Below are 16,245 nucleotides of genomic sequence, written 5' to 3' on the forward strand. Positions count from 1 at the left end.
GACCAAATAACAGTTAACTATTGCTAAAATAAAGAAATAACGGTATAATAGTACTCAAGTGAATAAAGACTCATCAAGAGCAGCTGAGGGATTTGGCCCGGGGACGCTGCAGCAACCATTCCTGAAAAAGGAACCGGTGCTAATTCCATCAGCATATTGCTGGCAGATGAGAGGATAGGCTCTCCCTGCGGAGAGCCGTTTTTTATTATATTTCCACATTTCAAGTGAGGAGGACTTATATGTCTAAGAAAGTATTATTTACATCAGAATCCGTTACGGAAGGTCATCCTGATAAAATCGCCGATCAGATTTCTGATGCTATTCTTGATGCCATCCTGGCCCAGGATCCCAATGGCCGTGTGGCCTGCGAGACCATTGTAACCACCGGTCAGGTCCATGTATTTGGTGAAATTACCACCACCGCCTATGTACCTATTCCCCAGGTTATCAGAAAGACCATTAACGATATAGGATACACCGATGCCCGTTATGGCTTTGACGGCGAAAGTGTCGGAATTAACGTGGCCATTGACGAACAGTCTCCCGATATTGCCATGGGCGTCAACCAGTCTCTGGAAGCCAAGGAAAAGAAAGCTGATAAATATGATATCGGTGCCGGCGACCAGGGCATGATGTTCGGCTATGCATCCAATGAAACGCCGGAATACCTGCCCATGCCGATTGCTCTGGCCCATCGGCTGGCACGGCGTCTGGCTGAAGTAAGAAAGAACGGAGACGTTCCTTATCTCCGTCCTGATGGAAAGACCCAGGTTACCGTGGAATATGACGATGGCAAACCGGTCCGCGTAGATACCGTAGTCATTTCCGCCCAGCATAACCCTGATGTTACCCATGAACAGATTGAAGAAGACATGATTAACAAGGTCATCAAGGCCACCATTCCTGCCAGGTTCCTTGATGAAAATACAAAATACCTTATCAACCCCACCGGACGCTTTGTTATCGGCGGACCCCAGGGCGATGCCGGCCTTACAGGCCGTAAGATCATTGTAGATACCTACGGCGGCATGGCTCGTCATGGCGGCGGCTGCTTCTCCGGCAAGGATCCCACAAAGGTAGACCGCAGTGCTGCCTACGCTGCTCGTTATGTGGCTAAGAACATTGTGGCAGCCGGCATTGCAGATAAATGTGAAATCGAACTGGCTTATGCCATCGGCGTAGCGGAACCGGTTTCCATCTTCGTTGATACCTTCGGCACCGGAAAAATTGATGATGAAAAAATCGTGGACCTTATCCGCCGGAACTTCGAACTCCGTCCTGCAGGCATTATCGATATGCTGAATCTCCGCCGTCCTATCTATAAGCAGACTGCTGCTTATGGCCATTTCGGAAGGACAGACATTGATCTTCCCTGGGAACACACTGACAAAGCAGATGTGCTCAGGAAAGAAGCAGGCCTCTGATTTCTTAAACAGCCAAAAATATGATAAAATAATGGATAGCCTTCGGGCTGTCCATTTTTTATTGGGAAGGAGCATCCTATGCAGGAAACCATTGCAGAAGTTCTGATTAACAGACCTTCCAAGCATCTGAACCGAACCTTTTCCTATCGTATTCCTGAAACCATGAAAGGGGCAGGTGTGGGCTGGCGCTGCGTAGTGAATTTTGCCAGACGGAAGGAAGAGGGAATTATTCTTTCCGTTCATGAAGAAGATACATCTCAGTTATCCTATAAACTTCTGGATATTCTGTCTCTGGTAGATTCCTTTCCCTGGTTTACTGATGAAATGATACGGACTGCCCTTTGGATTTCCTCATATTACATGTGCACGCTGATCGATGCCCTCCGTCTCTTCTATATCGACAAGAAAGCTGTCAAAACGAAAATAACCTATACTGTGAACTGGAAAAAAATAGAGAAGGAACCGGTGGAGGACATAGAAGGACTGGTAGACCGGTCCGTGGACAGTCTGGATGATAAATCGGCGGCCCTCCTTTTTGGGGACAGGCTGATGGAATACGTGAAACAGAATTTTCTCATCAAAAAGGAAACCCTGGCAGCCGCTCATAAAATCCCTCTGGAAAAATGGATTGTGCCGGACAGGGAGCTCACGGATAAAGAAAAGGGAAGGAGTCGAAAGCAGGCAGAACTTTCTGAATTTCTTCAGGCCAACGGTTCCCAGCCGGTGAGCAGGTTGAAGGAAAAGGGATTTTCCACTGCTCTTATTCATGCATTTCTTTTGAATGAATACGGCCATGCGGTCTATCATAGAAAGGAAACCTATTCTCTGATTACCAGGGAAGGGGAAAAGAAGGAAAAGACACTGACCGAAGAACAGGAAAAGGCGGTCAAAGCCCTGTGTGATTCCATAGATCGAAAGGCCTATGAAGGGTTTCTTTTAAAAGGGGTGACTGGGAGCGGGAAGACCGAGGTTTATCTCCAGGCCGCCCGCCACGCTCTGGAAGAAGGGGGATCCGCCCTCATTCTTGTGCCGGAAATCGCCCTCACCAGCCAGATGACTTCTTATTTTGCTTCCATCTTTGGGGATAAAGTGGTATTTATGCACAGCGGCCTCAGCAAAGGGGAGCGGTATAACAACCGTATGCGTATCATGAGCGGAGAGAGTCCCATTGTCATCGGCTCCCGATCCGCCATTTTCATGCCCTTCAAGAATCTAAGGCTCATTGTGGTGGATGAAGAATATGATACCTCCTATAAGCAGGGGGAAACTCCAAGGTATAACGGCCGGGACGCGGCCAAAGTCATGGCGGTCATTTATCACTGTCCTATTGTACTTGGCGCCGCCACTCCTTCCATAACCACCTATTATGCGGCCTGCCAGGGGAAAATTAGTCTCCTCAACATGAAGGAAAGGGTGTTCAAAACGCCGCTTCCACAGATTCATGTATGTGATTTGAAGGAGAACCCGCCGATTGACAGAAGCGGTCTTATTTCTGCACCTTTAATCTCCCTTCTCCAGAAGACGATCCTTGAAAAGAATAAAGCCATTCTCCTTTTGAACCGGCGCGGTTTTGCCACCACCCTTATGTGCTCTTCCTGCGGCCATGTGTTCAAATGTCCCAACTGCGATGTATCTCTGGTGTACCATAAGGAAATGAATCGGCTGGAGTGCCATTACTGTGAAACAGTACACCCACTTCCCGGAGAATGCCCTGTATGTCATGGCACCCGCATCCTTTACCTGGGAGCGGGCACAGAACGGATAGAAGAAGAACTGGCTGATTTCCTGCCTGAGGCCAGAGTCAGAAGGTTTGACCTGGACAGTACCAGAAGGAAGAACAGTGCCAGGGAAATTCTGGATGATTTCAGACAGGGGAAATTTGATATACTTTTCGGCACCCAGATGGTGGCTAAAGGCCATGATATTCCCGGTGTGCAGACGGTAGGCATTCTTTCTGCCGACAGCATTCTGAATATTCCTTCCTATCTGGCGGCGGAACAGACTTTCAACCTCATTACCCAATGTGCCGGAAGGGCAGGGAGGAGCAGGAAACAGGGAGAAGTAATTCTGCAGACCTATAACCCTTCCCACTATGTCATCCAATGCGCTGCGCGGCAGGATTATGAAAGCTTTTACAAACAGGAGCTTCGATATCGAAAACTTCTGGAATACCCACCTTTTGCGAGACTTATGAAGATTACCTGCTTTAATGAAGATGAAAAAAAAGCAGACTCCCAGGCCGGGCGGATTCACAGCTGGCTTCAAAGCGTCATTCCCCGGCTTTCGGGAAATGTAAAGTGCAGCGCCCCTTTCAGTGAACCAATCAAGCGTGTTCGAAATCTCTACTACATATCTATTCTTGTCAAGGGCAAAAGTCTTACCTCTTTAAAAAACGCCATGCGCGGGACGCCCCTGTTTGAGGAAAATGATATAATTATAGACGTAGATCCTTTATAAAAGGACTCATAATAACCATAAAAGAAAGAAGGAAATGAATTGAGTACCATTATTACTGCCGGCAACCCCATTTTAAAAATGAAGGCACAGCCGGTTGAAAAATTTGATAAAAGTTTGAAATTCCTTGTGAATGATATGAAGAAGACTCTTTACGAAGCAAACGGTGTTGGCCTGGCTGCGCCGCAGATTGCCGTTTCCAAAAGAATTTTCGTAGCCGATGATGGAGTATCGGGATTCGAAGCCTACATAAATCCGGAATGGAAGCCTGATGGAGATGAAATGAACACAGATACGGAAGGCTGCCTTTCCGTTCCTGAATTCTTTGGTGAAGTAACCCGTTATTCCAATGTCATTATCCGCTATCAGGATATTCACGGGAAAAAGAAAACAAAAAAAGCCTCCGGCCTTCTTGCCCGCTGCATCCAGCACGAAACAGATCACCTGAACGGTATTCTCTTCATTGAAAAGGCCATTTCTCTTCATAAAGGACCGAAAACAAATGAATAAGTATCGTATCGTCTTTATGGGAACTCCCGATTTTGGCGTTCCTGCACTGGAAGCCATGACTCTCAACGGTTATAAGCCGGTGGCGATTTACTGCCAGCCGGACCGGATTAACGGACGGGGCAGAAAGATTAATTATTCCCCGGTGAAATCATTTGGTCTCTCTCATGATATCCCGGTTTACCAGCCGGACAGTTTGAAGAATCCGGAAGAGCAGGAGAAACTGAAAGCTTTATCTCCGGATCTTCTTGTGGTTATCGCCTATGGAAAGATTCTCCCCAAAGCAGTCCTTGATATTCCCACCTATGGAGCTATCAATGTCCATGCGTCTCTTCTTCCGAAATACAGGGGCGCTGCCCCCATTCAGCGGGTCATTATTGATGGTGAAAAGGAAACCGGTGTGACCATTATGCAGCTGGATGAAGGCATGGATACGGGAAATATTATTTCCGCAGTGAAAATGGCCATTCCTCCCCACATGAATGCAGGAGAACTTTTTGACCGGCTGGGAAGCCTGGGGGCCAGAGAACTTATTCACGTACTTGATGACCTTCCCGAAAAGCTCCAGCATTCGATTCCCCAGAATCAGGAAGAAGCTTCCTATGCTGAAAAAATTACAAAAGACATGGGCCATTTGGACTGGAATCTTCCGGCGGAAAGGCTTGACTGCCTGATTCGAGGCATGAATCCAAACCCCGGTACCTACAGTTTCTATCGAGGAAAAAGAGTAAAAATCCATAAAGCAGCTCCTGAAGCTGTAAAGCACTCTTCCCGGCCAGGCACCATCCTGTCCCTTGCAGAGGACCGGATTCATGTGGCCTGCGGCAGTGGTGCCCTTGTTATTTCAGAAATCCAGCCGGAAAACCATAAAAAGATGGATGCTTCCGACTTTATTCATGGATACCAGGTGAAAGTGAATGATGAATTCGACCGCTAAGCCCCTGCCTTCTGCCCGGAAGCTTGCTTATCAGGCTTTATACGACATTCTGGAGAAAAAAGCCTATGCCAATCTCACCCTCCAGCATGTGCTGAAGGAATATCCTTTAAATGGGCCGGAAAGCCGGCTCTTAACGGAACTGGTGTATGGAGTGCTTCGGAAATATAATTACCTTCTTTGGATCATTTCACGCCTCAGCACCTATTCTTTAAAAAAAATCCATCCATCTGTAAAAATCCTTCTCTGTCTCGGTCTTTATCAGCTTCTTTACCTGTCAAGAATTCCTGCTTCTGCCGCAGTCAATGAAACGGTAAAAATAGCAAAGAAAATCACCCATAAAGGAAATGTGGGCTTTATCAATGCCATCCTCCGGGGATATATCCGTAAAAAGAATGAACTTTCTTTATTTCCCAGAAATGACAATCCGCTGCTCTACGATTCTCTTTACTGGAATGAACCGGAATGGCTGGTGAAATGGTGGCAGTCTCATTACAGCAGGGAAGCAGCGTCCATTTTAGAGGCTTTCAATGAAACGCCGAAGCTGGCTGTGAGAGTCAATACATTAAAGACAAACCGGGATGCCCTTCAAAAAATGATGGCGGAAAAAGGCATCAAAACAGAGGCCGTCCCCTGGGATAACAATGCCCTCATCCTTTTGGAAGGAGCCCATGCATTCTGGCCTCTGGCAGAAGAGGGCCTTGCTTATGTACAGTCCCTTTCCTCCATGATTCCGGCTACTGTTCTTTCTCCGAAGGAAGGGGACAGGGTGCTTGATATGTGCGCTGCCCCCGGCAGCAAGACCACCCAGATGGCAGAAATGATGAAGAATAACGGAACCATTGATGCCTGGGACCTGTATCCCCATAAGATTTCACTCATAAAAAATAATGCAAGGAAACTGGGGATTTCCATCATCCATGCAGGAGCCAGGGATTCAGGAAAACCTTTCCCTGCTCTCTTTGGGAAATACGATAAGGTTCTTCTGGATGCTCCCTGTTCCGGCCTGGGCGTTCTTTCCCATAAACCGGAAATCCGCTGGCACCGGAAGGAAGAGGATCTGAACGAATTTCCGCTTCTCCAGGAGAAACTTCTTTCCTGCGCTGCTTCCTATGTAAAAGAAGGCGGCCTTCTGGTATACAGCACCTGCACCCTGAATCCTGCAGAAAATGAAGACAGAGTCCGTCAGTTTTTGAAAGAACACCAGGAATTCACTCCCCTTGAATTTTCGCTGGGAGATCAAAAGAAATCGGCCGATGGAATGATGACCATCCTGCCCTATGAACTTCACAGCGACGGTTTCTTTATTGCCAAACTGCTGAAAAAATAATTCTTTATAGAAGGAGCTATTATGCCTTTTAATATCTGGGGACACACCCTGCCAGAAATGGAAGAATGGGTGGTGTCAAAGGGATTTCCCAAGTTTCGAGCCAAGCAGCTGCAGGACTACCTGTACCGCCGCTATATCTATGATTTCTCCGAAATGAAGCAGCTTCCTGCTTCCATGCGGGATATGCTCAAAGAAGAAGCCCTGCTCAATAAACCGGAAATCATGAGCACCCTTGCCTCCAATGACGGAGATACCACGAAAATCCTCCTGAAGCTTTCCGACGCCTCCCTGATTGAGACGGTATGCATGCATCATAATTATGGAAATTCCATCTGTATATCCACGCAGGTGGGCTGTGCCATGGGATGCGTCTTCTGTGCATCCACCAGAAAGGGGCTGGAACGAAACCTTACCGCATCGGAAATGCTGGCCCAAGTGTATGCGTTCAAAGAAAAACTGGATGCGCCTATCCATTCCATCGTCCTCATGGGTTCCGGAGAACCGCTTACCAACTATGAGGAAGTTCTCCGCTTCATCCGACTAGCCAATGACCCGGGACTGCTGAATATCAGCCTTCGAAATATCACCCTTTCCACCTGTGGTATCGTGCCTCAGATTTACCGATTGGCCGAGGAGCACCTGCCTATTACCCTGGCTATTTCCCTCCATGCCCCTAACGATGAAATCAGAAACCGGATTCTTCCGGTGAGCCGCAATTTCAAAATCGAGGATGTAGTAAAGGCATCCCGTTATTATTTCAAAACCACGGGACGGAGAGTGACCTTTGAATACATCCTTATTAAGGATATCAATGCCTCTCCGGAAAATGCCGAAGAGCTCTGCCGTCTGACCGGGAAGATGAACTGCCATTTCAATCTTATCCCCATTAATGGTACGGAACATATCCAGCTCTATCCGCCGGATATGAATGAAATCCGGAAGTTCGTTTCTATTCTGGAAAAGCATGGAAAAAGTGTAACTGTCAGAAGACAGATGGGTGATGAAATCCAGGCTGCCTGCGGACAGCTGAAGCGCCGTTTCCTCTCTGACAAGTAAGGGCGCGGCATCTGTTTCTATGATTTTCCATTTTACTCTGTTTTTTCCTGTCATTTTGGGGACTGCCCGCAGAATCACCCCTGTTTCATGAGAGAAATTCCCACTTTTTACTCAAAAAGAGCCTCTCAAAGGGGATAGAAAATTGACTATCCCTGCTGATGATGTTAGTATTAAATTAATTGGATAAGTTTAGGTTTATCAGTTCCGGCAAATGAACATGCCGGGCGTGGGGTTGCTTCTTGATAGGAAAAAACTTAGATGATACTAACTTATGGAGAATCGGAAAAAGGCCTTGTAAGAAAGGTCAATGAGGACGCCATCAATCTGTCTGTGAATAACCTGTACCTTCTGGCTGACGGTATGGGCGGCTATGATGGCGGCCAAATTGCCAGCAGCCTGGCAGTACAGAGTGCCGGCCGTTTCCTTGGCAGCGTCCCTGCTTTTTCAGAGCAGCTGCTGAAGGAATCCTTTTATGCTGCCAACAGGGCTATCCTCAATGAAAAAAAGGATAATCCCGAGCTTCGGTCCATGGGTACTACCATGGTAGCTGCAGCAGAAGCGGGGGATAAGCTGGTTTGGGCCCATGTGGGAGACAGCCGGCTCTACCGCTTTCAGCAGGGAAAGCTGGAACAGATTACCGTAGACCATTCTTTTGTTATGGAACTGGTGAACGAAGGGAAGCTGTCCCGGGCGGAAATGAGGGTTCATCCTAGAAAAAATGAGATTACCCGTGCCGTGGGCATTGAAGATGAGCTGAAAGTGGATACCGGTTCCTTTGCATTGGAAAATGGAACCTTCATCCTTCTCTGCACCGACGGCGTTTCGGGCATGGTAGAAGACAGGGATTTGGAAAGTCTGATTGCGTCCAGCCCCAGAAAGACAAAAGAAGACCTGAAAGAACTGGGCCGCCTGATTATGGGAAAAGTCTATGAAGCAGGGGCCAGAGACAATGCCTCCTTTATTTTGATTCAATTTTGGAACTGAGTGGAGTAAAATATGACTGGTAAAATTCTTGATGAACGTTATGAACTGATCGAAAAAATCGGTTCAGGCGGTATGGCTGATGTGTACAAAGCCAAAGATATCCTTCTTGACAGGATTGTGGCAGTCAAAATTCTGCACAGCAGCTTTGCAGAAGACAATGATTTTATCGTGCGGTTCCGCCATGAAGCCCAGTCTGCAGGGAAGCTGTCCCATCCAAATATTGTGGGTATTTACGATGTAGGCTGCGACGGTGACGTCCATTACATCGTCATGGAATACGTGGAAGGGGAAACGCTGAAGCAGTATATCCAGAACCACCCCAATATCCCCATTGATACGGCTGTCCGCATTGCTATTGAAATCGGTTATGCCCTGGAAGAAGCTCATGCCAACGGCATTATCCACTGTGATATCAAACCGCATAACGTACTTCTCACAAGGACAGGCAAAGTGAAGGTGACGGACTTCGGTATTGCCCGCGCCATTAACTCTTCTACTGTTCTTGACAAACAGTCCATCCTGGGCTCGGTCCATTACCTTTCGCCAGAACAGGCAGCAGGAGATAAAATAACTGCCAAGACCGATATCTATTCCCTGGGTATCGTTCTTTATGAAATGCTGACACACCACCTTCCTTTTGAAGGAGAAACGGCTGTGAGCATTGCTCTCCAGCACATGCAGGGCGACATTCCGCGGCCCACTAAATACAATCCTGCCATTTCTCCCATGCTTGAGGAATGTCTCCTAACGGCACTCCAGAAAGATCCGGATAAAAGATACGATACGGTATCCGATTTTATTTCTGAACTGAAAATCGCCCAGGGTTTTACTACTACCATATACAAGCCCGCCTCTCATGACTTTACAGCCATGACAAGGCCTATCCCCAAGAAAGAAGTACGGACTCACAAAGTACAGAGAGAAACAAAACTGACCAGATTCATTACGAATCTGCCGCAGAAGTACATCTGGATCGGCATGGTTGTCCTTTTCATCATTTGTTTTGCCTGGGCCTTTTTCAGCTTTGGCAATTTCTGGAGTTCTGAAAATATCACCGTTCCCAACGTGGTAGGTAAGCCGGTGGAAGTGGCTGAAACTACGCTGAAGAAGCTGGATCTGAAAGTATCGGTGGATGAAATAGCCAGTGATGACGTACCGGCAGGACAGGTTATTTCTCAGACCCCTGCCGCCGGAACTAATGTAAAAGCTCGGCGTATTATCCACCTCACTGTCAGCAAAGGCGGATCTGCCATGCTGATTCCTGACCTTAAAGGGCTGACTCTGGAACAGGCCAAGGAAAGGCTGGATAAAATGGGACTCACTCTGGGAGCTGTGGAAAACGGGAATGATCCCGATAAACCATCGGATGTCATCATTTCCCAGAGCCCTGAATCCGGCGCTAAAGCCACCAAGGGAACCAGAGTGAATATTGTCATTAATATGAAACAAAAGGTCCATGTACCCAATGTAGTGGGCATGACACTGGCTGATGCCAGAAATACACTGCTTTCCATGAAGCTTTCCGTTGGTACCATCAATGCTTCTGACGGTACCTCTACCGATGACAGCAACGCCATCATTATTTCCCAGGATCCGGCAGGCGGTGAATCCACCTCTTCCAATGTGGTCAATCTGACTGTTGGAAAGAAGAAATCCCAGACTAAGACCGGCACTGTGAATATCTCCATTCCTAAAGGCGGCAATGCACGACAGGTAGAAATCTATGTCACCGATGACAGTGGGAAGCATACTGCCTACAGCGGCAAAGCAGCTCCAGGAAGCACAGTGAGCAAGGATGTTTCCGGCAGCGGAAACGTACATGTACAGGTAGTCATTGACGGCTCTGTAGTACAGGATCGGGAGCTTTGATGATGAAGGGACTGATTCTGAAAAATCAGAATGGCTATTTTACCATATACGGCAGTGAAGGCGCCCTGTCTCTCTGCCGCTCCCGGGGCAGGCTGAAACGGCGTATCGATATTCTGGTAGGGGACTATGTGGACTTTGAAACGGGAAATAGTGGGGAGACGGTCATTACTCATGTGTATCCACGGAAAACCGTGCTCTACCGTCCTCCTTCCGCTAATATAGACCAGCTTGTACTTGTATCAGCCGTCCGTACCCCGGACTTGAATCTCTTCCTTATGGACAAGATGGTGGTGATGGCTGAAGAGGCCGGCGTTGAACCACTGATTGTGATTAATAAGGCTGATCTAGACGAAGCAGGGGCTGAAAAGGCTGTTACCTACTACAGAAAAGCCGGATATTCCGCCTTTTCCCTTTCTCTTCTTCACGATGAGGGGCTTGAAAAACTCACCAGTGCCCTCAAAGGACCAATCATAGCTTTTTCCGGACCCTCCGGAGTGGGGAAATCGACTCTTCTGAACAGGATACTTGGAAAATCCCATTTCCTTTCCGGTGAAGTGAGCCGCCATACAGGCAGGGGAAAGAATACCACCCGCCATGCGGAACTGATTCAATGGAAAGACCGGAGATTCCTTATGGATACACCGGGCTATACCTATCTTGATATTGACCGGATCGAAGGGAACCATCTTTCCTATTTATTCCGTGATTTCCGACCTTTCCTGGGGAAATGCCGGTTCAATGACTGTATCCACAGCAAAGAACCGGACTGCGCTGTAAGGCAGGCGGTGGAAGAAGGACTGATTCAGCAGCGGCGATATCAGTCATATCTTGAAATACTGGATGAAATAAGGAATCCAAGGAGGTAAATTATGAAAATTGCTCCCTCTATACTGGCTTCAGATTTTTCCCGTCTGGCCGATGAGCTCAAGGATATTGAAAAAGGCGGCGCTGACTACGTCCATCTGGATGTTATGGATGGCCGCTTTGTACCTAATCTTACTTTTGGCGTACCAGTCATTCAATCCTTAAGGTCCTGTACAAAACTTCCTTTTGATGTTCACCTTATGACTTATCATCCCGAAGCCTATCTGGAAGGACTTGAGGCAGCAGGAGCTCACATGGTATCCTTCCATGTAGAAGCAGTGCCGCACCTGGACCGCATGATTCATAACATCAAAGACCGGGGGATCAAGGCCGGTATTGCTCTGAATCCGGGCACCCCCCTCGCTTCCATAGAACAGGTCCTGCCTCTTCTTGATTTTGTCCTCATCATGTCCGTGAATCCCGGCTTTGGCGGGCAGAAATTCATTCCCTATAGCCTTGATAAAATTGCCGCCCTTTCCGCCATGATTAAGGAAAAAGGACTTTCCATTTCTATCGAAGTGGATGGCGGCGTGAACAGGGATAATGCGCCGCTTCTCAAAAAAGCGGGCGCTCATATTCTGGTCGCCGGTTCTTCGGTCTTTGGAAAAGAAGACAGGGCGAAGGCCATCCGGGATTTGAAAGTATAATAATCGAAAAGCGGCAGGACTGCCGCTTTTTTAGTGGTGTGGAATACGAGCAGCATCCAAAGGGGAATTGAAATTCAGCCTTCTATCCAGAGTGGCGGACAGGATAGAAAAGAGCAGGAAAATCCGCCATCCTTTAAAGATTGTCAAGCACCAGCTTCTTTTTAGTGTTACAATAATAGAGTAATTTATTTATGTTTTAATAGGAGTCATACCTATGAGTGAAATGAATCGGATTGACCATTACCTGAGCACCGACGGCATTCGTATCACCGTAGCCGATGTTACGGATGCAGCCCGCAGGGCCCAGGAAATTCATCATCTTCCTTCTCTTTCTGCGGTCATTTTGGGAAAGGTCTTAAATGCAGCCGCCATCCTGGCCATGGATTTTAAAAATCATGAAGGGGTCTCCCTGAAATGGGTGACTAATTCGCCTTTAGGGACTATCCATGCCGATGCCTACGAAGGAAGGTATGTGCGGGGATTTATCGAAAATCCCGATGACGGCACCATTCCCTACACCCCCGCTGAGGAAGCGAAATGGGTGAGCCGCAGGGGAAAACTCTTCGTTACCCGTTATTCCCTTTTGAAAATGCCCTATGTATCGGCAGTGGACCTCTCTGACGGAGATACGGCTTCCTGTGTATCTGACTATATTAATTCGTCTGACCAGACCCTGTCTCACGTAGAAATCGAAGCCCTGACAGACAAAGAGGGGAAAATCATCCGCATGGCCGGCTTTATCGCCCAGCTCATGCCTGAAGGGGATAAAAAACTTTTTGGAGAGCTCTTTGCGAAAGACCGAAAGTGGGATCTTTTTGATGAGACTGGAAAAGAAGCGTCCCTATCCACCCTTCTCAACAAAGAAAATTATGTCCTTCTGGGAAGTGCTCCTGTTTCCTTCCGCTGCACCTGCGGAGAAGATCGGATCAAGCATTCTCTGCAAGGTCTTCCTCTGGCTGAACAGCAGGGCCTCCTGGACGATGACCATATAGAAATAGAATGCCACTACTGTGGGAAAAAATATGAAATTTCCAGAGAAACTCTTGTGAAATGGTTCAATGAAAAGGGAGGAAATGTACAATGAGCAAACTGGCTTTTATTGGCGGTACCGGCGTATATGATCCCGGCATCCTGACTGATCTTCATTCAGAAATCATCGATACACCCTATGGAAAGGCAAGCTATGAATCAGGCAGATTCGGAGATAAGGAAATCATCTTCCTGGCCCGTCATGGCGTGCATCACACCATTCCGCCTCATAAAATCAATTACAGAGCCAATATTTACGCCCTGAAAATGCTGGATGTAAAGGCCGTAGTTTCCACCACCGCCGTGGGTTCTCTGAATCCCGGCTATAAGGCAGGGGAACTGGTTCTGGTTGATCAGTTCATCGACATGACAAAATCCAGGGAAGGGACTTTCTATGACGGAGAGCATTATGGCGTAGCCCATCTGGATATGACCCATCCTTACTGCGAGACCCTTCGCCAGGCCATCATCAGGGCGGCAGAAGAAGAGCATATTACTCTTCATCCCCATGGAACCTATATCTGCACCGAAGGCCCCCGTTTTGAAACGCCGGCTGAAATCAAGGCTTACCGTCAATGGGGAGCTGATGTGGTGGGCATGACAAATCTGCCGGAATGTGTCCTGGCCAGAGAGGCGGAAATCTGCTATTCTACCATTTCCATGGTAACAAATTTTGCCGCTGGTATTTCTGATACCCCCCTTTCCCACAGGGAAGTGGTGGACTGCATGAACCATAACCTGGAAAGCTTCAAGAAAATCATTACCATCCTTTCCAGAACCTATGACCCTGATACGGAATGCAGCTGTCACCATGCAGCAAAAGATTTTGGAGGATTCCATCTCTTATGAGTGAAGCACTTTGGTCCCTGAAATGGGAAAAGGGAGAACTGGTACTGCTTGATCAGACAAAACTGCCAGGAAATATTTCCTATATTCACTGCAGAGAAAGCAGGGAAGTGGGAGAGGCCATTTCCCGCCTGTCTGTCCGCGGTGCTCCGGCCATCGGGGTGGCGGCGGCCTACGGCATGGTACTGGCCTTTAAGGAAATTAAAAAAGAAGGGCTTTCCGGCCCTTCTTTAAAGGATGCTTTCCACAGGGCGGCCAGGGAGCTTGCTGCTGCTCGTCCTACGGCAGTGAACCTGTCCTGGGCTGTCAGGGAAATGGTTCATACCTTTGATACTCTTTCGGAAGAGGAAGCCCTGGCAGGGCTTATAGAAAGGGCAGAGGCCATTGAAAGAGAAGACAAGGCCCTCTGCAGCGCCATGGCAGACCATGGGGCAGACCTCTTTAAAGGGAGGAAAAATCTCCGCATCCTGACCCACTGCAATACAGGTGCCCTGGCCACCGCCGGCATAGGTACTGCCTTTGGCGTTATTTACCGCCTGTATGAAAGAGGGCAGATTGAACGAGTGTATGCCGATGAGACAAGGCCCCTTTTCCAGGGAGCCCGGTTGACCGGTACGGAACTTATGGAAAATGGAATTCCTGCCACTCTGATTACTGACAGCATGGCCGGATGGGTCATGAAGGAAAAGAAAATTGATGCGGTCATCGTAGGCGCCGACCGCATTGCAGCCAATGGCGACGCAGCGAATAAAGTAGGTACCTACGGCCTTTCCGTACTCTGCGCTTACCATCATATTCCTTTTTATATTACCGCTCCTTTTTCCACCTTTGATTTCTCTATTTCCAGCGGAGACGAAATCTCCATAGAAGAGAGAAATCCGGAAGAAGTGCGGCAGATAAGGGGCATATATACGGCACCGAAAGATATGCCTGTCTTTAATCCTGCCTTTGATGTGGCGCCTCATACATTGATTACCGGCATCATCACAGAAAAAGGAGTCCTGACTCCACCCTATGATGTAACCATAAAGAACTATGAAAGGAGTTTACAATTATGAGTGATTCTATGATTCGTGATATTTCACTGTCTGACAATGGGGAACAGCGTATCCGCTGGGTAGCCAAATTCATGCCTGCCCTGAATGCACTTCGGGAAGAATTTATCAAAGATCAGACCTTTAAAGGCAAAACCATCGTCATGTCCATCCATCTGGAAGCAAAAACAGCTTACCTGGCCCTTACGCTGAAAGCTGCCGGTGCTAATGTTATCTGTACAGGAAGCAATCCGCTGTCCACCCAGGATCCCATTGCAGCAGCTCTGGTGAAAAACGGAATTACTGTGTATGCATGGCATGGCTGCACCGATGATGAATATACCATGTTCCTGAACAAAGCCCTGGACCATATGCCTGATATCATTATTGATGATGGCGGAGACCTGGTACACCTTCTCCATACCACCAGAGCAGATGCCAGGAAGAACCTGATCGGCGGCTCCGAAGAAACAACCACCGGTGTATACCGCTTGAAGATTCTGGAAAAGAATCATGAACTGAAATTCCCAATGATTGCAGTTAATGATTCCTATTGCAAATACCTCTTTGATAACCGCTACGGTACCGGCCAGTCTGCATGGGACGGCATTATCCGCAGCACAAATCTTACCGTCACCGGTAAAACCGTAGTCATTGCAGGCTACGGCTGGTGCGGCAAGGGTGTTTCCATGCGCGCCAAAGGCCTGGGTGCCCATGTGATCGTTACCGAAGTGGACCCCATCAAAGCCATTGAAGCCGTTATGGACGGCTTTGAAGTGATGCCTATGGACGAAGCAGCCAAACTGGGGGACTACTTCCTTACCGTCACCGGTGATATCGACATCATCACAGAACGCCATTTCATGGAAATGAAAGACGGCGCCATCTGTGCCAATGCCGGCCACTTTGACTGCGAAGTCAGCAGAAAAGATCTGGAAAGAATCTGCACAAGGAAATTTGAAGCCCGCAAAAATATTGAAGGCTACGTCCTGCCAAACGGCAAGACCGTGTTCCTCATGGCCGAAGGCCGTCTGGTTAACCTGGCTGCCGGTGACGGACATCCGGCAGAAATCATGGACCTTTCCTTCGCTATGCAGACCCTGGCTGCCCGGTATCTCCTTCAGCACGGCAGCGAAATGGAAGCGAAGGTATACACATTGCCCCATGAACTGGATACCAAAGTAGCTTCCATCAAACTGGCTTCCATGGGCTACAAGATCGATACCCTCACTGAAGCCCAGAGAAAATATCTGGGACTTGACTGAAG

At 48.0% G+C, this 16,245-nt stretch carries 14 protein-coding genes and 1 riboswitch; all 14 genes read left to right on the forward strand.

Translation table 11 applies throughout. From position 1 onward, the window contains the following. Window positions 1-67 precede the first annotated feature (67 nt). Window positions 68-173: riboswitch (SAM riboswitch) on the forward strand. A gap of 66 nt (window positions 174-239) precedes the next feature. The 14 genes from metK to NW747_RS08305 all read left to right on the forward strand — a co-directional run bounded on the left by metK (window position 240) and on the right by NW747_RS08305 (window position 16,243). Then, window positions 240-1,424, forward strand: coding sequence for a methionine adenosyltransferase (metK, locus tag NW747_RS08240; protein WP_008859029.1), 1,185 nt, complete (start codon window positions 240-242; stop codon window positions 1,422-1,424). Between the two features lie 78 nt (window positions 1,425-1,502). After that, complete coding sequence (gene priA, locus NW747_RS08245) at window positions 1,503-3,881, forward strand: replication restart helicase PriA (RefSeq protein WP_273186743.1); 2,379 nt, start codon at window positions 1,503-1,505, stop codon at window positions 3,879-3,881. A gap of 39 nt (window positions 3,882-3,920) precedes the next feature. Continuing rightward, complete coding sequence (gene def, locus NW747_RS08250; RefSeq protein ID WP_008859031.1) at window positions 3,921-4,388, forward strand: peptide deformylase; 468 nt, start codon at window positions 3,921-3,923, stop codon at window positions 4,386-4,388. Further along, a complete protein-coding gene (gene fmt, locus NW747_RS08255; RefSeq protein WP_273186746.1) occupies window positions 4,381-5,322 on the forward strand; it encodes a methionyl-tRNA formyltransferase in 942 nt (313 codons plus the stop codon). The genes def and fmt overlap by 8 nt, the downstream gene beginning before the upstream one ends. Then, window positions 5,303-6,649: a 16S rRNA (cytosine(967)-C(5))-methyltransferase RsmB gene (gene rsmB, locus NW747_RS08260; RefSeq protein ID WP_273186749.1), complete on the forward strand. Its 1,347-nt coding sequence runs from the start codon at window positions 5,303-5,305 to the stop codon at window positions 6,647-6,649. Before fmt ends, rsmB begins: the two co-directional genes overlap by 20 nt. 21 nt (window positions 6,650-6,670) lie before the next feature. After that, window positions 6,671-7,705: a dual-specificity RNA methyltransferase RlmN gene (gene rlmN / locus NW747_RS08265; protein ID WP_273186751.1), complete on the forward strand. Its 1,035-nt coding sequence runs from the start codon at window positions 6,671-6,673 to the stop codon at window positions 7,703-7,705. Window positions 7,706-7,963: 258 nt separating this feature from the next. After that, window positions 7,964-8,689, forward strand: a complete 726-nt coding sequence (locus tag NW747_RS08270) for a Stp1/IreP family PP2C-type Ser/Thr phosphatase (protein ID WP_273186753.1) — start codon at window positions 7,964-7,966, stop codon at window positions 8,687-8,689. A gap of 12 nt (window positions 8,690-8,701) precedes the next feature. Further along, a complete protein-coding gene (gene pknB / locus NW747_RS08275) occupies window positions 8,702-10,558 on the forward strand; it encodes a Stk1 family PASTA domain-containing Ser/Thr kinase (RefSeq protein ID WP_273186756.1) in 1,857 nt (618 codons plus the stop codon). Next, window positions 10,558-11,424: a ribosome small subunit-dependent GTPase A gene (gene rsgA / locus NW747_RS08280; protein ID WP_273186759.1), complete on the forward strand. Its 867-nt coding sequence runs from the start codon at window positions 10,558-10,560 to the stop codon at window positions 11,422-11,424. Before pknB ends, rsgA begins: the two co-directional genes overlap by 1 nt. Before the next feature lie 3 nt (window positions 11,425-11,427). Next, entirely contained in the window at window positions 11,428-12,069 is a 642-nt protein-coding gene (gene rpe / locus NW747_RS08285; protein WP_337954987.1) for a ribulose-phosphate 3-epimerase, read from the forward strand. Window positions 12,070-12,283: 214 nt separating this feature from the next. Continuing rightward, on the forward strand, window positions 12,284-13,153 hold the full coding sequence (locus NW747_RS08290) for an Hsp33 family molecular chaperone HslO (protein WP_273186762.1): 870 nt from the start codon (window positions 12,284-12,286) through the stop codon (window positions 13,151-13,153). Further along, a complete protein-coding gene (mtnP, locus tag NW747_RS08295; RefSeq protein WP_273186764.1) occupies window positions 13,150-13,947 on the forward strand; it encodes an S-methyl-5'-thioadenosine phosphorylase in 798 nt (265 codons plus the stop codon). Before NW747_RS08290 ends, mtnP begins: the two co-directional genes overlap by 4 nt. Continuing rightward, window positions 13,944-15,002 carry an S-methyl-5-thioribose-1-phosphate isomerase gene (gene mtnA / locus NW747_RS08300; RefSeq protein WP_273186767.1) on the forward strand — a complete coding sequence of 353 codons (1,059 nt, stop codon included), beginning with the start codon at window positions 13,944-13,946 and terminating at the stop codon, window positions 15,000-15,002. Before mtnP ends, mtnA begins: the two co-directional genes overlap by 4 nt. After that, complete coding sequence (locus NW747_RS08305) at window positions 14,999-16,243, forward strand: adenosylhomocysteinase (protein ID WP_273186769.1); 1,245 nt, start codon at window positions 14,999-15,001, stop codon at window positions 16,241-16,243. Before mtnA ends, NW747_RS08305 begins: the two co-directional genes overlap by 4 nt. Window positions 16,244-16,245: the final 2 nt, after the last annotated feature.

Origin of the sequence: Dialister succinatiphilus, assembly GCF_928721695.1 — a bacterium.
Taxonomy (GTDB): Bacteria; Bacillota; Negativicutes; order Veillonellales; family Dialisteraceae; genus Dialister; species Dialister succinatiphilus.